This window comes from Planococcus antarcticus DSM 14505 (assembly GCF_001687565.2).
Taxonomy (GTDB): Bacteria; Bacillota; Bacilli; order Bacillales_A; family Planococcaceae; genus Planococcus; species Planococcus antarcticus.
In genome coordinates this window covers 1,510,488-1,529,390 of the sequence record NZ_CP016534.2, presented here as the reverse complement: position 1 = coordinate 1,529,390, position 18,903 = coordinate 1,510,488, and the positions used below count along the sequence as shown (strand labels likewise).

Genomic DNA, 18,903 nt, shown 5'->3' with positions numbered 1-18,903 from the left:
CCTCCATTAAGATAATCCGCTTGATACCACATCAGCCGACTCGACGAAATCGAGCTTTTTCAGCTGTTGCAAAAATACGTCCAAATCCCCGTCCATCGCCGTTACATCCAGAGACAAAGTGACGTTCGCCCGTCCCTGTATTGGAATGGTCTGGTGGATGGTCAAAATATTGCAGCCGTTTTCGGCGACTGCCTGCAAAAGTGTCGCGAGCGTTCCAGAGCGGTCTTCTAATTGCAAGAAAACCGTCAAGATCCGTTCTTTGACAATCGAATGGAACGGAAATACAGCGTCTCGATATTTATAAAACGCAGAGCGCGAAAGACCTGTCTTATTGACCGCGTCCATGATGGAAATGCGATCATTCTGCAGCATTTTTTTCACTTCAAGCGTTTTTTGCATCGCTTCTGTCAACACGTCTTCACGCACTAAATAATACCGTTGTTCCGAAATATCCTTCATTCAAGCTACCTCCGCATCAATCCATAAATTCGAATTCGAATTCAAGCAAGCGAACTGTGTCGCCGTTTTCCGCTCCGCGTTCACGAAGAGCATCGTCAATTCCCATACCGCGCATTTGGCGGGCAAATCTGCGAATCGAATCTTCACGCGAGAAATCAGTCATCTTGAACATCCGTTCAATCGCATAACCGGTCAATACAAATGCTCCATCAGACTCACGCGTAATACTAAAGCCGTCGGCATCGGTTTCGTGTTTATACAAGACCGTGCTTTCTGAATCTTCTTCCGTATCATCAATCAATGGGAACTCTGAGGTCACTTCAATGACGTCGGCAATCGCGAACAATAAATTGTTCAAGCCTTTGCGCGACAATGCAGAGATTGGGAAAATACGGGCATCCTCAGGCAGCTTTTCACTGAATTTTGCTAGGTTCTCTTCAGAATCCGGCATATCCATTTTGTTCGCTACAATCAATTGCGGACGTTCTGTCAAACGCATATTGTATTGCTTTAATTCTTCGTTAATCGTGACATAATCTTCGTAAGGGTCGCGTCCTTCAAGACCGGACATATCAATGACGTGGATAATGACACGCGTCCGTTCAATGTGGCGCAGGAATTGATGGCCAAGGCCGATTCCTTCGTGTGCGCCTTCAATCAATCCTGGAAGATCGGCCATAACAAAGCTGCGCTGGTCTTCCGTTTCGACCATGCCGAGATTCGGAACGATCGTTGTGAAATGATATTCAGCGATTTTTGGTTTGGCAGCTGACACGACTGACAACAGCGTCGATTTCCCGACACTTGGGAATCCAACAAGTCCGGCATCTGCCAACACTTTCAATTCCAAGATGACATTGCGTTCAAAGCCTGGTTCGCCTTTTTCAGAAAGCTCCGGTGCAGGGTTTGCGGGTGTTGCGAAACGGGAATTCCCGCGTCCGCCGCGTCCGCCTTTAGCGATGACTGCAGTTTGGCCATGCTCTACCAAGTCGGCAATCGTTTCGCCTGAATCGACGTCTTTAACAACTGTGCCCGGTGGAACTTTGATCAATGTATCTTCGGCTTTGGCACCGTGTTTATTAGAACTCATGCCGTGTGTTCCGCGCTCTGCTTTAAAAATCCGCTTGTAACGGAAATCCATCAGCGTCCGCAATCCTTCTTCGACGATAAAGACGATATTTCCGCCTTTCCCGCCATCTCCGCCGGCAGGTCCGCCGTTCGGTACATATTTTTCGCGACGGAATGCAACCATGCCATCCCCGCCGTCGCCACCTCTAACATAAACTTTTACGTGATCGACAAACATATTATCCCTCCATCTGTGCACGAACAGCTATCATTGTGCTGTCTTCGCTGCACTCTTTTCGTACCGTAAATCCTGGTGCTTCCGATAGTTCCAAATTCAGCCAATTTCCCGGACATGTGATGTTCATTTCAAAAGATGCAGTAGTGGAAATCAACAAAATTGTGCCATGGAATGCCTGATATGAATCCAGGCGTTCTTTGGCCGTTTCCACAAAACTCTCCAGAAAACGCCGAAACGCCGCATCCAAATGCGAGGGCGCCTTAACCGCCAGACACTCTACATGAAAACAGCATTCAGGAAAGCGCCAATTTGCAGTCAACAGCCATTCCTCTGTCAGCGGCAGCCCAATGTCGGACAACCGGCTGGCATGCATAGCCGCTTCGGCATGCGAACGAATTATCACCTGTGCCTCTTGAAGACGGCCAAGATCCAAATTCAATTTGATCAATTGCAGTTCATTTAAATAATCATGGCGCGCATGCCGAAGCGATTGTGCCACTGTCATTGTTTTTTCCATAAGTCACGTCCCGATTCAACTTCTTATTCTAGTATACCAACAGTTTGCAGGAAATTCCTAAAATAATGTGTTCAGCTTGCCGCGCAGACTATCCCTATTATTTTCAAAAGAAAAAGGACTGCGAAAGCAGCCCTTTTCGTTTTGTATTAAGCTTCTTGTGCAACTGGATATACGCTAACTTTTTTCTTATCGCGTCCGTAACGTTCGAAACGTACAACTCCGTCGATTTTAGAGAAAAGTGTATCGTCTCCGCCGCGTCCAACGTTCTCACCCGGATAAATTTTAGTACCGCGTTGACGGTATAAAATCGAACCACCAGTAACTTCTTGGCCGTCTGCACGTTTTGCGCCAAGGCGTTTAGATTCTGAGTCACGTCCGTTTCTCGTTGAACCTACACCTTTTTTGGATGCAAAAAACTGAAGATCTAATCTTAACATTCTGTCCCACCTCCTAAGCTGTGAAGGTTATATTAATATATTCTTCATAGTCTTGTTCAATCGTTTTTAATGAAACAATCATTGCGCGTACCAGCAGTTGAACCTGCTCGTCCGTCTTATCATCCAGGTTCTGTGGAAAACTGACTTTTAAAAAGCCGCTGTTTGCCTGCTGAATGTCCGGTTCGATTCCCGTCAGCTCCATGATGGCGTTCACCGCTCCAAATGAGACAGCGGACGCTCCAGCACATACGAGGTCTTGCCCATGTTCAGCATAATCCGCATGGCCCGACATTTCAAAAGACGAAATGCGTTTTGACGTTTCTTTTACAGTTACTCGTATCATTCTTACAGGTTAATTGCATCGACAGTCAATTTTGTATATGGCTGACGGTGACCTTGTTTTTTATGGAAGTTCTTTTTAGCTTTGTATGTGAAGACTGTGATCTTTTTAGCGCGGCCGCTTTTTACAACTTTAGCCGTAACAGTAGCTCCTTTAACAAAAGGAACACCCACTTTAGTATCATCTCCGCCTACAAATAGAACTTTATCAAATGTAATAACATCACCAGCTTCTCCAGTCAATTTCTCAACATAGATTTCTTGGCCTGCTTCAACTTTGATTTGTTTTCCACCAGTTTCAATAATCGCGTACATATCCTTGCACCTCCTCTTAGATTAAGACTCGCCTATTCAGGTGACTCGCCGGAGCGAATTCTTAAAGCAACCTGATTCGAGCGGTTGTAGCACGGTGCGCTACAAACATAACATTAAAATAATACCACGGCAGAACTAGTCACGTCAATAGAGAATATCACGTTTCGAGAAATTGATCGGAGAGCTTGTTTGATTGTTTGTTGAGGTGCGGTTGTTTGGGTGTGAGGTGCGGTCTTTGGTGTTTGAGGTGCGGTTATCTGGGTGCGAGGTGCGGTCTTTGGTGTTTGAAGTGCGGTTACCGGCTCGTGAGGTGCGGTCAACGATATACTTGCCCGAAATAGTTCCGCAGCAGCTCCCGGTTCTCGACAATTTTCCGCTTGCCACGCACTTCGCTATGAAGAGCTGTCTTTTCCAGCAGCCGGTAGAGAATGTATTTATTTTTCACGCCGAGCAGTCGGTAAGCTACCCCCGTGTCGAGTTCATTTCCGAACAGTAGCGCATATTCCTGGAGCGTCACTTCGTGTGCATCCCGCGAATAAAATCCGCAAGCAGCACAGCTCCATTTGCGCTCTTGCCATTCCAACGAACAATTGCGGCAGGTCGGACAAGTCACGCCGAGGCGCAATGAATCCAAGGTGATGCGATGCCGCTCGAGCCAAGAACGGTTGGAATTGCGCGTCGGCAACCCCTGCAGTTTAAGAGTCAGTGCCGCTGCATCGAAAAGCTTCGAGCCCTGCGCCAAAAGTTCGAGATGAAAAGGCAGATAATCGAGCGACACGATAGGATAATGCTTGGGCGCTTCCACCACTTTCCCTGACCGGCTTGCAAGGACGATCACACCATGCACCGGGACGCCGAGAAATCCGCTGGCTGCACGCACTGCCCGGTGGAGCTGCGCTTCCGGATTGCGCATCCCTTCCCTGCGGCCCTCGATGATTCGGTGAAACTGGAAATTCACCGAATCAAAGTAAAACTCGCCGACCATATTTTTCACTTCCAACACACAAACAAATTCCGCATGAACCACTAACAGATCGATTTGTGCCGAGCCATCCTTATAAGGTATATGAACATCACTTAAGAAAATGGTTTGACCTGACAAATGCAGTTCTCTTTTCAATAAAGTAGCGGTCCGTTGCTCACCGCTCTCACCTGCTAACGAATTTTTCAGCTCAGACAAAACAGCTTGCTTTGATTCATGCGCTACAGGCAACCGTTCTGCTGCAACCATCCCTGCCAATAAAAAATCGTTCATTCTACACCTCCCCAAAGTTTTAAAAAAGCCCCCGCTTTAGAAGCGGAGGCTAGAATGATTTTATTTCGTGAAAACGGCTTTGATTTTTGTAAACAGGCTTGGTGGTGCTTTTTCCATACTCATCAATGGAACTGATTCCCCTAGCAGGCGGCGCGCAATATTGCGGTAGCCGAGTGCAGCAGGATTGGATGGGTCCATGACGATCGGTTCACCTTTGTTTGAGCTCGAGATGACGCGTTCATCGTCTGCAATAATGCCCAACAAGTCGATCGATAAATGAGTGGTGATTTCATTGATATCCAGCGCTTCTCCCGCTTTCATCAAATGCGGGCGGATGCGGTTGATAATTAGACGCGGTGCGTCGATGTTCTCTTCTAGCTCAAGCAAACCGATGATGCGGTCAGCGTCACGGACAGCCGAAATTTCCGGCGTCGTTACGACAATCGCATGATCAGCGCCAGCTACAGCATTTTTATAACCCTGCTCGATTCCGGCCGGGCAATCGATGATGACGAAATCATAGTCTTTCTTCAGTTCCGTCACCAATTCCTTCATCTGTTCCGGATTGACATCGTTTTTGTCGGCCGTTTGTGCAGCCGGCAACAAATACAGCATGTCTTCAAAACGCTTGTCTTTAACAAGTGCCTGGTGAACTTTACAGCGGCCTTCTAGCACGTCAATCAAATCATAGATGATGCGATTTTCCAGACCCAAGATGACGTCGAGGTTACGCAATCCGATGTCGGTGTCGATCAAGCATACTTTTTTCCCTTGAAGAGCCAATGCAGTGCCGAGGTTGGCGGTTGTCGTCGTTTTACCGACGCCTCCCTTGCCTGATGTAATTACGATAGCTTCTCCCACACTAGCTTCCTCCTTTAAACGTTGAAATTTGCGGACGGATAAACCGCAATTCCTGCAAACGGTCGATGATAATCGTGCCGTTTGTATGTAAATAAGCACATTCCATTTCCGGTTGCTCTGATAAACTGGACAATTCGTCCGTCATCGTTTCCAATTCGTCGTCGATCTTCAATTGCGTCGCTTCTAGCCACGATGCCGCGATGACTGCGTCGCGATTGCCTTTTGTTCCGGCATGCGCCGCGCCTTTTAGCCGGCCCAGCACGTAAACGCTGCCGCCTGCTTCTACGCGACCGTTGGGGTTGACATCACCGATGACGACCAGGTCGCCTTCAGCTTTGATGACCTGTCCGGACCTTACAATGCCGACGTAAGTTTCCGACTGGCGTTCGCGGATCATCTGATCGCTTTCTTCAACTGTCAGGATGTCGCTGGTGGTCGCTATGACATTCAAATGAGGATTGGTTGTGACCACTTCGCTCAGTTCTTGAATCTGGCTGTCGGTGCAATAGCGTTTATTCAGATGTACCGTCACTTCGGTATCACTGTCAAGCGCAGGATCCGACACCTTTTCTTTCAACTCGGCCAATAGATCCGTGTAAGCACATTGGTCATCGAGATACAGCACAAGTCCTTTATTTTTCCCTTTAATCGTAACGAGATTCTTCAAAAAATGTGTCACCTGCGCTTTCATTAATATAACCCTATTTTATTGTCACGTTCCGACAGCTGCGTAACCATCACCGACTTGAACACCCATCCGAGCATCACCAAAAAAATTGAATTGGCGACCATCGTCGGCCAAAGCCGGGTCAATAAAAATGTGCCAAGCGGCATTCCCGTCAATGAAATCAGCAGGAAAAACTGGTAAAGCAGAAATTCAAAAATTACCAATAAAGCGAGCGTCAACAGCGTCGCTGTCAACAAATTCCGAGGAATCCGTTTGAATACAAACGCTGCAGCCAGACAAATGGCTGGGTACAAAAAAGAATATAATCCAATAATATCAATGTAAAAGACATCATACAAGAGTCCGAAAAATAATCCATAGAACATGGCGTGTTTCACATCATAGTAAAGCGTTAGAAAAATCAGGAACATAATAAGGAAACGCGGCACGATGTAATTCAATTCTCCACCGATATTCAGCGGTGAAAAAAGACCGAAAACCGGTTCCATGAAAAACAGGACGAGGCAGATCAACGGAATGAGGAAACGGATCATGATTCATCGTCTCCTGTCATGCCATTGTCTTCACCGTCCACTTCTGGCATTACACGGTCAGCGATGATGACATGATCCAGTAAGGAAAAGTCGGCTGCTGGCTTGATATAGGCAAGTTTGGTTAACCCAAACTCATCAATGGTGATTTCCGTAATAGAGCCGATCAAAATGCCTTTTGGAAAAATGCCGCCGAGTCCACTTGACACGACCTGGTCGCCTTCCTTCAGCTCGATATCGGCGTCAATCCGCTTGAGCAAAAGCTCGCGACGCTCCGCATCATAGCCTTCGATTAGACCAAAAACGTCTTTATCTCCGCCAACGACCATCGCTGAGACGCGGTAATTCGGGTTCAGCGTGGAAATCAATTCGACAGTTGAAGTGGTCGGCGTTGTCAGTGTTACTTTGCCAATTAGGCCGCTGGCGGTCATGACGGCCATATTTGCTGCCACACCCTGGTTGGTACCGCGGTTCAAAATAATTTTTTCTTCCCATTGATCCGGATTCCGTGCGATAACGGTCGCTTGGATCGGGTTGTAATCGCGCAGGTCTTCTTCTTTTCCGACGATTGTTTTTAATTCCTCATTTTCAGAACGCAAGTCCTTGACTTCAGCCTGCACGCCTGCAAATTCTTCTAAGCGCGTTTTCAGATGTTGGTTTTCTTCAAATGTATTCAGCAATGAATCGACATTATCGAAAATTCCAGTGACAAAATGAGCAGGACGTGAAAATACCGACTGCCCGGCTCCGACAGCATCTTTTATGATTTGTTCCGGAAGCGATACATTGTCGCGATCGCGGAGCGAAAAAGAAATCAGTGCAACGAGCAGGATGACACCCAACAGCAGCAAAATCAGCCGCTTGTTTGTTAAAAGCTGTGGCATATCGCCATCCTCCTTATTTGATTGATAATTGGCGGCGGAATTGGTCCATATTCTCCAACGCTTTGCCTGTGCCGAGTGCCACACAGTCCAATGGATTGTCAGCAATGAACACGGGCATAGACGTTTCAGCTGAAATGACACGGTCGAGGTTCTTCAGCAAAGCGCCTCCACCAGTCAGAACGATTCCGTTTTCCATAACGTCTGCGCTTAACTCCGGCGGCGTCTGTTCGAGCGTCGCTTTGACGCCTGCTACAATCGCGGCGACCGATTCACTAAAGGCTTCTGCAATTTCCTCGGAAGTGATTTCCAGTGTTTTCGGGAACCCCGTCAACAAGTCGCGTCCGCGGATTTCCATGGTGATGCCCCGTTCAGACGGCTCCATGATGCGCGCAGAACCGATGCCGAGTTTCAGCGCTTCAGCTGTCCGTTCGCCAATCAACACATTATAGGTTTTTCGGATATACTGAGTAATTTCCATATCCAATGAGTCACCGGCAACACGGATCGATTCGCTTGAAACGATGCCGCCTAGTGAAATGACTGCTACTTCAGTCGTTCCGCCTCCAATATCGACGACCATACTGCCCATAGGTTCCCATACCGGCAAATCTGCTCCGATTGCTGCTGCGAAAGGCTCTTCGATCGTGAACGCTTCTCCCGCACCGGCTCCCCGAGCAGCATTCAAAACGGCACGCCGTTCGACCGAAGTGATGCCGTATGGGACACAGATCATGACCGTTCCACTTTTCCATTTACTGCCGACCGCTTTGGACGCCTCGACAAGATAATGCTTAATCATCGTCAAAGTCGTATCGTAATCGGCGATGACGCCGTCACGCATCGGACGAATAGCGATAATCGAGTTCGCTGTGCGCCCCATCATGTTTTTGGCCTGGCTGCCGACTGCTACGATATCGCCGGTCTTTTTATTTTTAACGACAACGGAAGGTTCGCGAAGAACAATTCCCTTGCCTTTAATATACACCAATGTATTTGCAGTACCTAAATCAATTCCAATATCTTTTAGACCAAATCCAAACACAGGTTTTCTTCCTTTCTGTAACAAGCCGGTATTCGGCAATTGCGTTGGCACAATACCACTCATTATAGACGAAAAGAAAAAAAATAAACAGTGCTACATGAACCCCTTTTCTTTCAGGGAAATGAATTGGTGGTCTCCAATGATGACGTGGTCGAGCAGTTCGATGCCGATGATACTGCCGGCTTCGACGAGCCTTTTTGTCACCTCGATGTCTTCCGGCGAAGGCGCTGGATTGCCCGAAGGATGATTATGGGCACAGACGATCGAAGCAGAGGAACGACGCACGGCTTCACGAAAAATTTCACGGGGATGAACGATAGAGGCGTTAAGGCTCCCGACAAAAATAGTTTGACGATGCATCACTTGGTTTTTGATATTGAGAAATAGCACAACAAAATGTTCTTGCTTAAGTGAAGTCATGTCAGCCATTAAATAGGAAGCAGCATCTTTCGGAGAACGGATGGTGAATTTCGTATCGGTTTGTTTCGAAGACAAACGGCGGCCCAGCTCAACGGCCGCAAGCAGCTGAACGGCTTTTGCCTGGCCGATGCCATTGATCGCCACCATCTCTTCGATGGTGGCGTTTTTCATTTCCTGAATTTGCTCGAAATGAGTCAGTACGCGGTTGGCTAAATGCAGCACCGACTCCTGTTTGCTTCCGGTGCGCAGCAAAATCGCAATCAACTCTTGATTGGACAAAGCTGCTGCCCCCTGATTCACTAAGCGTTCACGGGGACGGTCAGCGATATGGACGTCACGGATCATTAACGGTGCTTCCTTCAGCATCGCACACCGCTCCCTTCCAAGGAAATAAATCCAGCATTGTTGAGTTTCTGCGTCAATGCGGCAACTGGCAAGCCGACCACTGCGTTGTAATCACCTTGTATTTCTTTAACGAATAATCCAGAAAGTGTTTGAATGCCATAAGCTCCTGCTTTGTCATACGGATCTTCCGTATCGACATAAGCATCGATCCACGACTCTGGCAAATCAAAAAATGTTACTTTGACCGTTTCATAGAATGATAGCTCGCTGTCATCCTGCACAACCGTCACCGCAGTGACCACTTGATGCGTGCGGCCCGATAATTTTTGCAAATAGCTTTTTGCTTGTTCTTTATTTTTCGGTTTTAATAAAATCTCGTCGTCCAGTACAACGATTGTGTCAGAACCAATAACAACTGCCTCTTCGTGACCTATTGCTACTTCCTGTGCTTTTTGCGCAGCGCATGCTAGTACATAACCGAGTGCTGTTTGGAACTCCGCAGGATCGGGTTCGTCTTTGGTACTCGGGATAACGTCAAAATCTATACCGAGCATGCCAAGCAGTTCCTGGCGGCGCGGCGATTGCGAAGCTAAAATAATGGGGAAATCGGATGTGAATTTCATATATAGAATCTCTCCTTTTTTCAAGAATCATACCACTGCAAAAACACGTAAACAAATGGCAAGAAATGAATTTTGCTTAGTTAGAGAGGTTGAAAAATGAGATTTGGATGGGTTGATTTATATTAAACCCGGCGTATAGCTTTTTATAATTGTCATTTGCGATAAATGAGTTGATATTCTGCAAAATGGCTACGCTTTTGGGTCTTTAGGAAGTGGGTCATTCAACTGGTGCAACAGCACGTCGCGATTGCCAGTTGCCAAAAGCTCCTCAGCCGCTATGCTCCCTGCGGGGTCTCCCTCCGCCGAAAGAGTCGCAGCCATTTTGCTCCATATCTTTTGTTTAAACACACAGAACATATAGTAACATTCGATAGCAAGAAATGCCCGAGCGCCGCCGCGTCCGCGGGCTAAGCAAAGCAAGAAGACAGGTGCTCTTCCTGGCTTTTTGTGAAAGCTATGCCCAAAGGCCGAAGCGACATTCAGAAGAAGAACTACTTACTACAACACGCCCATTAACGATGACTTACATACAAAGCGCCTCGGCGATTTGCAAAAAACAAAAAAAGGATGAAGCCTTAGCTTCATCCCAGAAAATTCATATACCATGCGAGCAGCCCATCGCCCCAGAAATAAACGATGACGGCCGCGGCCGCAATCGATGGACCAAACGGAATTGGCGTTTTGCGTCCTTTTTTCGTGACACGCAGCTGAATAATGCCGACAATCGCTCCGATAAACGACGCGAAAAACAAAGTCATCAAGGTGCCTGCAGTACCGAGCACCAGCCCAATGACAAAGAACAGCTTGATATCGCCACCACCCATGCCGCCTTTGGAAACGACAGCGATTAAGAACAATAAGGAAAAGCCGACGACTGCGCCGAGCAAGCTATCCCACCACGGCTCAAGCGGAATCGCAATGCGCAAGCCGAGTAGCACCACTGCAAACGGCAAAAGCACTTTATCAGGAATCAACATATAGGCGATGTCTGACACCGTGATGATAACAAGCAGCGAAACAAACAGGATCGCCACGATGAGTTCCGGCGTAAAGCCGACTACCAAGTAAGACGTGACGAATAAAATCGCCGTAATCGCCTCCATCAATGGATAGACCCAATGAATCTTCGAGCCGCATGTCCGGCATTGGCCTCTTAGAAATAAATAAGAAAACACCGGTACTAAGTCAATTGCAGTTAGACGTCGTTCGCAGTTTGTGCAATGTGAAGGCGGATAAGCGATCGATTCTTTTTTCGGCACACGCAAGCCGACCACATTAAAGAACGACCCGAAGACGAGTCCGAACAACGAGAAGAAAATAGAATAAGTCAGTACCATAGAAACCCTCTTTGCTATAGTTTTTTTGTAAGTTTAATGAAATTCAAGAAATCACTCCAGATGGACGCTTTCCGCGGACGAAGCGCTGAGCCTCCTCGTCGCAAGCTCCTGCGGGGTCTCATCACTCCGTTCTTCCGCAGGAGTCGCCATCTTCCGTTCTTTCTTTAACCTGAATTATTCACCGATTTATTGATAAAGGCCCCAAAACCCGAGTTCATCGGCTTTTGGGGCCTTTGCTTATGCATGAAAAAAATGAAAAAAGAATCCGTTTCTGCTAAGGTTAAATCACCACAAAATAACCAACAGAAAGGATTCTTCTTATGGCTACATTACCGCAAATATCCCTTGATTTCAATCGTCAGATCAAATTATCAAATGATGGAGGTTCACTTTCCTCAGATACCGGCGCGTTCCTGTTCAAGGAATTCGACGTAAAGCTTGGCTTTTCGCAAACCGTGGCGAAGCATCTTCATTTGAAAGATACTCGTTCTCATTGGATCCATTCGAACGAAAAATTATTCGGCCAGAAAATCTACCAGATAATAGCGGGTTATGCGGAAGATGATGCTGCGGACCACCTGACGGACGATCCGATTTTCACTCAAGTTCTCGGACAAGGAGCGTTAGCTTCCCAACCCAGTCTATCTCGTTTTTGGCCACGTTTTAATCCGGAAGCGATGATTCAATTACAACAAGCCAACCAGGAACTGCTCGATAAAGTGCATCGGCACCGGAAAGCTGAAGCGATCATCTTCGATCTGGACTCGACACATGCCGATACCTACGGCAACCAGTGCGATGCGGCGTACAATGCCCATTACGGGACGGTCGGTTTCCATCCGTTGGTCGCTTTTGACGGGATCACCGGTGATTTCTTGAAAGCCCAGCTGCGCCCCGGCAATGTCTACACATCCAACGGAGTCGTGGATTTCATCCGGCCGCTGATTGAACATTATAATGAACAGTTTCCTGAGACGACGCCGTTCATCCGCGGGGACAGTGGGTTTGCCGTTCCGGCTTTGTATGAACTATGTGAAAAGGAATCGGTCTATTACGTCATCCGGCTCAAATCCAATGCCATCCTGCAATGTCTTGCGGAGGAATACCATCCATCTTCGACACCATCTGACAGCACAAAGACCGAATATCATGTTTCAGAAACAACCTATCAGGCGAAAAAATGGGATAAGCCCCGGAAAGTCGTCATCCAGTCCGCACGGCCTGCGGGTGAATTGTTCTTTACCCATACATTTTTTGTGACGAATTTCACGGACGTGTTCTCCCCGGAAGCCATTGTCCGCACCTATCAAAAAAGAGGAACCATGGAAAATTACATCAAAGAAGCTAAAAATGGGTTTGGATTTGATCGAATGAACAGCCATTCCTACCAAGTGAACGAAGCGAAAATGATGCTAAGCCTGTTGGCTTATAATTTAGTGAATTGGCTGCGCACATTAACGTTTCCGGAAGGGCAAAAGAAGATGCAGATCCAGACCATCCGGACACGACTGGTAAAAGTGGCCAGTAAGCTGGTGAAGTCAGGACGGTCTCTTTACTTCAAATTGTCTTCCAGTTTTGTCTACCAAGACTTCTTTTGGAAAATCCTCGCCCGGATTCAACAGCTGAAAATCGAATAGCTTCTCATTACTCCTTTTTTGAAATTTGGATCTCTGCCAAGGGAGTCGTCTGCCCAAAAACGCTCTTTTTAAATGAGTCGATGCAGAATTTCACGTAGATGAAATGAAAAAGAGGAAATATGCCTTAAAAAATTTCGACAATCAGTGAATTTCAGCTAAATTCCCGGATGAGCGACCAAGCGTGAATAATTCAGGTTTAAGATTATCAATTTAGAATTTTTTCACTCAACGCACCGAACACTTTGAATTGACTAATCAAAAACTCATTGGAGTCGAAGCGGTTCTACATCCCACACTTTTCATAAGAGATATGGAGCAAAACAACGGAGACTCCCGCAGGAAAGCGTAGTTGTTTTGCGGAATACTGGTTTTATTTGCGGAATAACCCAGCTTGTTTGCGGAATCCTGAGTTTGTTTGCGGGATATCATCGTTTGTTTGCGGAATAGATCTATTTGTTTGCAGAACGGTCTACAACTTGTGAAAAAAGAGCCGTTCAACCCAGCTCTACCAAAAAGAGAGAAATCACAATGATTTCTCTCTTTTGCTTATTCCTCGTCTAGAGCGGCGGCGTTTTCTTCGACATTGACTTCTACATCGATGTCGACATCTGGGTCCACTTCCAACTCTTCAGCCAAGTCCGTTCCGTCATTTTGCGGCAAAGGATTGATCTTGCCTGCCGGGGCAGGAGCGTCGATTTTCGGCAAGGTGTCTGCCAGTGCGATCAAGTCCGGGCGGAAATACGCCGAGAAGGTCAGGTTGACATCGATGGGTTCACCCACTTGGTCAGCTGAAGTGATTTCTTCGTTGGAACCGAAATCGACGGCTTCGACGATCATGATGCGTTCCATCGCTTCGACTTCTGTGATAAAAGTGGTGATTTCCTGGTAGTCGTCAGCTTTGATGGTGACGGTCGTCAGCACTTCCTGAAGGTTCTCAAGTCCTTCAACCGGCACCGGCATTTCAACCAGGCCTTCGGTAATGCCAATATTGTCGACCAGTGTATCCGAAATCAATTCTGCCTGTTCGATCTGCAGAACGATCTGCTCGGTCAAGGATTCAACAGAAACTTTCTGCTGCAAATCACTGGTGCTGATCTTTTCGCCTTCTGGCAATTCCTTCAGCTGCGCCTGCAGCGCAACCAATACATCGCGTTCAGAGCTCAAAGTTTGTTCTGCCTGTAGCCGCGATTCTTTTGCTGGTGCATACAGGGAGAAATAGGAATACGCAGCGAGCGCCAACAGGAAGATGACGGATAAGAAGATCAGGCCTTTTTCTTTTTGGCTTTTCGATAAGCTGCTCATTGGCCATCGCCCCCTGTTTCTGCTGGAGCGGTTTCAGCCGGTTCGACTGTGTCGGCAGGCGCTCTGGTTTCTGTATTGACTTCCACATCCACTTCTACGTCTTCCGCAGGTTCTTCCACAACTTCTTCTGCGGGTTCCTCGACGACAGCTTCGCCTTCTACGGGAACGGCGGTATCGTCTGTCGGAATGCGTTCGTCGATAAAGACTAACGTATAAGTTGCGATATAGCGTGGTGTCTCTTGAATAACCGTTTCTTGTTCGATAACCACGCCTTCTTCTGTTTCTACAGTCTCCATTTCATTTTGTGCCACACTGTCGAGCGTCGCCGACTCAATCAGTTCTGATGCTTTCAACTGTGCCAAATAATAAGCCGCTTCACGTGCCGTATCGAATTGGACCGACAAAATTGCCTGGTCCAGGCCGGTATAAGAAAAGCTGTCAAAAAAGCCGCGCGCCGGCAACATGGACACCAATCCTTCCAACAACGGAACGGTATCAAATTGATAACCCTCTGCCCAGTCGACAGTGGCTTTTAACTGCTGCTCTTCGTTCATGCCTTGCGCAGCTTCCAATTGTGCGCGGATACTAGCTTGTTCAGTGGCAACTTGCACGGATTGCGCTGCCAGAACCTGTTGTTCACTTTCATGCGATCCAGCTAGAAACGCCAAAACCGCCCAGACAATGACGGCTGCCAATAAAATCGAAATCGCCGCAATCAGAAAAGCGGGACGGTCCCGTTCTTTTTGCGGCAATAGGTTAATATCAACCAACATAAAACTTTACACCTCTTTCAGCGCGAGACCGATGGCCCGGTTAAAGCGTCTTGAAACATCTTTTCTGTCACCGCACGGAATAACATCGATGACGAGCGGCAGGACCGGAATTTGGAAGCGTGTTTCCAGGCTTTGCTGGAAGGTCTGCCAATCGTAAAACTCCCCATTGCAGATAATTTTCGTGATGCCGAGTTCCCCGCTGTTCATATTGTAGCGGTAGAAGTTCGCCAGTTTTTCGGCTTCGACTTCAATCGTCTCCATGACGGCGGAACGATCTGTCGAGAACGGATCTTCTACTTCCAAATCGACCGGTCGCATGAACATCGGAAAATGTTCATGAAAAATGGAAACGGTCATTTTTTCCGACTGCAAATCGAGAAGCATAATGTGCTCATCTTCTTGGAAATCGTGCTGCAAATGGGCTAAGCGGTATAGAGCGAGCGGTGTAATGTCCGCCACAACCGCTTTTAATTTCACTTGATCAAACACATCTTCATAAGACTGCATGACTGATTCTTTGGAAGCAATGATGATCGCTTCTGGCTGTTCTTCTTCCGGATGATACGGCACCACATCAAAGACGGGATCTTCAAAAGGCAAGTAAAGCGTCGAACCAATTTCAATAAAGAAATGACCTTTCAGTTCATCGGTTTCGACATCTTCGGGGTATGGTACTTTGCGGATAATAACGAATTCGTCAGGGGCGAGGAAGCGGACTGACTTCTTAGAGAGACCCCACTGATTGACAGCCTTATCGAGTACCGAGACCAGCGCTTCTGCATTGACGATTTTGCCTTCTTCGATGATGCCTGCCGGCAAAAGAATTTCTTCCGCACAGCTTAACTCAAGCGGCCAAGAAGATTTCAAATCAACATGACGAATCGCGTCTTCTTCTATTGTAATAGTAACGACGTGTGCTTTTCTCGATAAAAACGATAAGGCCATTTTTTCAGCTCCTAATAATATTTTAAGCTTTTGAATTAACCACCTGGGGTTTCAGGAATTGTTTTAGCAGCAGCATCCCCACTACCTTTTTGATCATCTGCATTAATAGTTTCTACAGTTGCATTTGAAAAAGCAATAGTTTTAGAACCTGAATACGTGATAGCAGCGTGCGTCAGTGCAACAGCCTCTCCACTAGCTTTGGTTACTTTATTTCCTCCAGCATCTTCTAATGTTCCTGCATTGTCTAAGTATCCAGCAGTTAAATCTTCAATACTGACCTCAATTTTATCAGGATTTTCTGCAAAATAAATATTTGCAGCACTTAAAGCATTCAAAGCATCCGACTTAACAGCACTATAACGACTGTTCTCAATAATATTCCCAATTGCTGGAATGGCAATCGCAGCAATAATCGCGATAATTACGATAACTGCCAAAAGCTCGATCAACGTCATACCTTTTTCGTTATTCAACTTCTTCTGTAAATATTTTTTCATTTCTTTTCCCCCTATTTTTTTACTTTTAAATACTACTTTGAGTACAGCTCAATTATAACAATAGGACCAGTTTTAGCAATAGCCTTTTCTTGTTTTTTTACAAAATATTTTAAATAAAAATTGCTGAACCACCTACAAATTATCTACATTTTGGAACATTTCAAACATCGGCATCATAATAGACAGAACTATAGTCCCAACTAATGCAGCAAGAAAGACGATCATCAATGGCTCAATCAACGCTTTCAACCGGTCGGTCTCGGCTTCGACTTCCTTTTCGTAAAATTCCGCTACTTTGCTGAGCATATGATCGAGTGAACCGGTTTGTTCTCCAATGGCGATCATGTGTGGAATGAGCGGCGGGAAGGCCCAGTGCTTGCGCATTGGTTCCGTCAACGAGCCGCCGCGTTCGAGTGAATCGCGTGACGCCAGGATGACTTTTGACATGACGGCGTTGCCGACGACTTTCTCGGTCATCGTCAAACATTGCAGGATCGGCACGGAACTGGAGAACAAGGAACTCAAAGTTCGGGTCAACCGGGCGAGTGCCGATTTCTGCAGGATCTTGCCGAAGATCGGAATCTTCAGCAGCATGGTGTCCAGGATCATATTGCCTCTTGGATCTTTGCGCATCAGCCAGATGACGGCGGCAATCGCAAATCCTCCGAGCAGCAGCAAATACCAATAGCCCATAACAAAGTCACTTGCGGCCATGACGATCTGCGTGATCATCGGCAGTTCGCCGCCAAAGCCTTCGAACATATCGGCAAACATCGGCACAATCGATGACAACAGGAAAATGACAACGCCGATTGCCAAAATACCGACGACAACCGGATAGGACATGGCCGATACCACTTTTTGTTTCGTCTGGTAGGCTTTATCGTAATGCGTCGCCAAGCTTTCCAGCGAGTCGTCGATGTTCCCGGACATCTCCCCCGCTTTTACCAGATTGATGGTCAAAGGCTCAAAAATTTTCGGGTATTTTGCCAGCGAATCGGACAAGGAATTTCCTTTTCGCAGTTCTTCGGCGATTTCCGACAAAGTTTTTCGCAGCGCTTTGGATTCCACTTGCTGAGACAAGATGTGGATCGAATCGACAATGGTCACCCCTGCTCTCATCAACGTCGAGAACTGGCGCAGGAACATGATAAACTGATCACGTTTGACCGGATTGCCGAAGGAAATGTCCTGTTGCAGCGCGGTGGTCGGTATTTCGCGGATGTCGATGACGCGGATGCCTTGATCGCGCAGCTTCTTCACCGCTTCCTGCCGGCTATTGGCGACAGCAATGCCGTTTCGAATCTTTTTGCGGTCGCGGCCTTCGTATTTGTAGCGGGCCACGTTATTCCGCTCCTTTCAAGTAAGGCTGCGCGATTTCACGCGTGATCTTGCCTTTTTTCAGCAGTTCTTGTACAGAGGTTTCCATCATATGCATGCCTGACGCCCGGTTGGTCAAAATAACGTTTGGGATTTGGTGGACTTTTTCGGAACGGATCAAGTTGGCGATGGCCGGATTGGAGATCATGATCTCGGTTGCGGCCACACGCCCCTTGCCGTCAGCGGTAGGTAGCAAGCGCTGGGAAATGACCGCTTTGATAATACCGCCAAGCTGTGTCCGGATCTGGGCGTGCTGTTCGTGCGGGAACACGTCGATGATCCGCTCGATGGTCGATGCGGCACTCGAAGTATGCAAGGTGCCCATAACCAAGTGACCGGTTTCAGCGGCAGTGATAGCGGTGGTGATCGTTTCCAGATCCCGCATCTCTCCGACCAGAATGACATCGGGATCTTGCCTGAGTGCGGCGCGCAGGCCGTTGGCGAACGAATTGGTATCAAAGCCGACTTCGCGCTGGTCGATGACCGAGGTGCCATGCTTATGCATATACTCGATCGGATCTTCGAGTGTGATAATGTGTTTGGTCATGTGTTCATTCATATAGCGGATCATGGCGGCAAGTGTTGTCGACTTACCAGAGCCGGTTGGACCGGTCACGAGGATCAGCCCTTGATGGGTATCGGCCAGCTTTTTCAAAGTATCTGGCATCTGCAGGTCGTCGATTGACGGGATTTTGGAAGGGATCGTCCGGAAGGCGTGCGAAATCGAGCCGCGCTGGTGGAATGAGTTGACCCGGTAACGCGCCACGCCTGCGATTGAGTAGGAATAATCCATCTCGCCTTTTTCAAGGAACGTGTCCCATAGCGATTCCGGCATCAACGCTTTGGCGATGGCCATGGTGTCTTCTGGCATCAGTTTTTTGTCGCCGAACTGGATCAAGGTGCCATTCATCCGGAAAATTGGCGGGATACCGGTGGTCATGTGGATATCGGAGACATTGCGTTCTTTGGCTTCGGTCAATACATGATCGATGAAAGTTGTAGTAGGCATAG

At 47.4% G+C, this 18,903-nt stretch carries 22 protein-coding genes and 1 other annotated feature; of the genes, 1 reads left to right on the top strand and 21 read right to left on the bottom strand.

The window, feature by feature from the left end; genetic code table 11:
* Window positions 1-6: 6 nt before the first annotated feature.
* From BBH88_RS07650 to BBH88_RS07575, 15 genes are all read right to left on the bottom strand, one after another.
* Window positions 7-459 (bottom strand): ACT domain-containing protein, encoded by a 453-nt coding sequence (locus BBH88_RS07650; protein ID WP_006828761.1) that lies wholly within the window; start codon window positions 457-459, stop codon window positions 7-9.
* 16 nt (window positions 460-475) lie between these two features.
* Window positions 476-1,765 (bottom strand): GTPase ObgE, encoded by a 1,290-nt coding sequence (gene obgE / locus BBH88_RS07645; RefSeq protein WP_065537021.1) that lies wholly within the window; start codon window positions 1,763-1,765, stop codon window positions 476-478.
* Between the two features lies 1 nt (window position 1,766).
* Window positions 1,767-2,282, bottom strand: a complete 516-nt coding sequence (locus BBH88_RS07640; protein ID WP_065537022.1) for a Spo0B domain-containing protein — start codon at window positions 2,280-2,282, stop codon at window positions 1,767-1,769.
* Window positions 2,283-2,428: 146 nt separating this feature from the next.
* Window positions 2,429-2,719, bottom strand: a complete 291-nt coding sequence (gene rpmA / locus BBH88_RS07635) for a 50S ribosomal protein L27 (RefSeq protein WP_006828764.1) — start codon at window positions 2,717-2,719, stop codon at window positions 2,429-2,431.
* Window positions 2,720-2,732: 13 nt separating this feature from the next.
* On the bottom strand, window positions 2,733-3,062 hold the full coding sequence (locus BBH88_RS07630; RefSeq protein ID WP_006828765.1) for a ribosomal-processing cysteine protease Prp: 330 nt from the start codon (window positions 3,060-3,062) through the stop codon (window positions 2,733-2,735).
* A 2-nt stretch (window positions 3,063-3,064) separates the two neighbouring features.
* On the bottom strand, window positions 3,065-3,373 hold the full coding sequence (gene rplU, locus BBH88_RS07625; protein ID WP_006828766.1) for a 50S ribosomal protein L21: 309 nt from the start codon (window positions 3,371-3,373) through the stop codon (window positions 3,065-3,067).
* A gap of 14 nt (window positions 3,374-3,387) precedes the next feature.
* Window positions 3,388-3,469: a sequence feature (ribosomal protein L21 leader region), on the bottom strand.
* Window positions 3,470-3,689: 220 nt separating this feature from the next.
* Window positions 3,690-4,628 (bottom strand): nuclease-related domain-containing protein, encoded by a 939-nt coding sequence (locus BBH88_RS07620; protein WP_006828767.1) that lies wholly within the window; start codon window positions 4,626-4,628, stop codon window positions 3,690-3,692.
* 60 nt (window positions 4,629-4,688) lie between these two features.
* Window positions 4,689-5,489 (bottom strand): septum site-determining protein MinD, encoded by an 801-nt coding sequence (minD, locus tag BBH88_RS07615; RefSeq protein ID WP_006828768.1) that lies wholly within the window; start codon window positions 5,487-5,489, stop codon window positions 4,689-4,691.
* A gap of 1 nt (window position 5,490) precedes the next feature.
* Complete coding sequence (gene minC / locus BBH88_RS07610; RefSeq protein ID WP_065537023.1) at window positions 5,491-6,180, bottom strand: septum site-determining protein MinC; 690 nt, start codon at window positions 6,178-6,180, stop codon at window positions 5,491-5,493.
* The gene (gene mreD / locus BBH88_RS07605) at window positions 6,180-6,710 is read right to left on the bottom strand and encodes a rod shape-determining protein MreD (RefSeq protein WP_006828770.1); all 531 of its coding nucleotides are present in this window, start codon (window positions 6,708-6,710) and stop codon (window positions 6,180-6,182) included. The genes minC and mreD overlap by 1 nt, the downstream gene beginning before the upstream one ends.
* A complete protein-coding gene (mreC, locus tag BBH88_RS07600; RefSeq protein ID WP_006828771.1) occupies window positions 6,707-7,591 on the bottom strand; it encodes a rod shape-determining protein MreC in 885 nt (294 codons plus the stop codon). The genes mreD and mreC overlap by 4 nt, the downstream gene beginning before the upstream one ends.
* A 13-nt stretch (window positions 7,592-7,604) precedes the next feature.
* Window positions 7,605-8,633 (bottom strand): rod shape-determining protein, encoded by a 1,029-nt coding sequence (locus tag BBH88_RS07595; protein WP_065537024.1) that lies wholly within the window; start codon window positions 8,631-8,633, stop codon window positions 7,605-7,607.
* A 93-nt stretch (window positions 8,634-8,726) separates the two neighbouring features.
* Window positions 8,727-9,419: a RadC family protein gene (gene radC, locus BBH88_RS07590; RefSeq protein ID WP_065537025.1), complete on the bottom strand. Its 693-nt coding sequence runs from the start codon at window positions 9,417-9,419 to the stop codon at window positions 8,727-8,729.
* Window positions 9,413-10,021, bottom strand: coding sequence for a Maf family protein (locus BBH88_RS07585; protein WP_006828774.1), 609 nt, complete (start codon window positions 10,019-10,021; stop codon window positions 9,413-9,415). Before BBH88_RS07585 ends, radC begins: the two co-directional genes overlap by 7 nt.
* Window positions 10,022-10,602: 581 nt before the next feature.
* The gene (locus BBH88_RS07575) at window positions 10,603-11,358 is read right to left on the bottom strand and encodes a prepilin peptidase (protein ID WP_065537027.1); all 756 of its coding nucleotides are present in this window, start codon (window positions 11,356-11,358) and stop codon (window positions 10,603-10,605) included.
* A gap of 320 nt (window positions 11,359-11,678) precedes the next feature.
* Here BBH88_RS07575 and BBH88_RS07570 point away from each other — a divergent pair, with 320 nt between their 5' ends.
* Window positions 11,679-12,995 carry an IS1380 family transposase gene (locus BBH88_RS07570; RefSeq protein ID WP_065536202.1) on the top strand — a complete coding sequence of 439 codons (1,317 nt, stop codon included), beginning with the start codon at window positions 11,679-11,681 and terminating at the stop codon, window positions 12,993-12,995.
* Window positions 12,996-13,541: 546 nt separating this feature from the next.
* Here BBH88_RS07570 and BBH88_RS07565 read toward each other — a convergent pair.
* The 6 genes from BBH88_RS07565 to BBH88_RS07540 all read right to left on the bottom strand — a co-directional run bounded on the left by BBH88_RS07565 (window position 13,542) and on the right by BBH88_RS07540 (window position 18,901).
* Window positions 13,542-14,297, bottom strand: coding sequence for a pilus assembly protein PilO (locus BBH88_RS07565; RefSeq protein WP_065537028.1), 756 nt, complete (start codon window positions 14,295-14,297; stop codon window positions 13,542-13,544).
* Complete coding sequence (locus BBH88_RS07560; RefSeq protein ID WP_065537029.1) at window positions 14,294-15,070, bottom strand: PilN domain-containing protein; 777 nt, start codon at window positions 15,068-15,070, stop codon at window positions 14,294-14,296. The genes BBH88_RS07565 and BBH88_RS07560 overlap by 4 nt, the downstream gene beginning before the upstream one ends.
* A gap of 6 nt (window positions 15,071-15,076) precedes the next feature.
* Window positions 15,077-16,015, bottom strand: a complete 939-nt coding sequence (gene pilM / locus BBH88_RS07555) for a type IV pilus biogenesis protein PilM (RefSeq protein ID WP_065537030.1) — start codon at window positions 16,013-16,015, stop codon at window positions 15,077-15,079.
* Between the two features lie 35 nt (window positions 16,016-16,050).
* Window positions 16,051-16,512, bottom strand: coding sequence for a prepilin-type N-terminal cleavage/methylation domain-containing protein (locus tag BBH88_RS07550; RefSeq protein WP_065537031.1), 462 nt, complete (start codon window positions 16,510-16,512; stop codon window positions 16,051-16,053).
* A 132-nt stretch (window positions 16,513-16,644) separates the two neighbouring features.
* Complete coding sequence (locus BBH88_RS07545; protein ID WP_065537032.1) at window positions 16,645-17,856, bottom strand: type II secretion system F family protein; 1,212 nt, start codon at window positions 17,854-17,856, stop codon at window positions 16,645-16,647.
* A 1-nt stretch (window position 17,857) separates the two neighbouring features.
* Window positions 17,858-18,901, bottom strand: a complete 1,044-nt coding sequence (locus tag BBH88_RS07540; RefSeq protein ID WP_065537033.1) for a type IV pilus twitching motility protein PilT — start codon at window positions 18,899-18,901, stop codon at window positions 17,858-17,860.
* Between the last annotated feature and the right edge of the window lie 2 nt (window positions 18,902-18,903).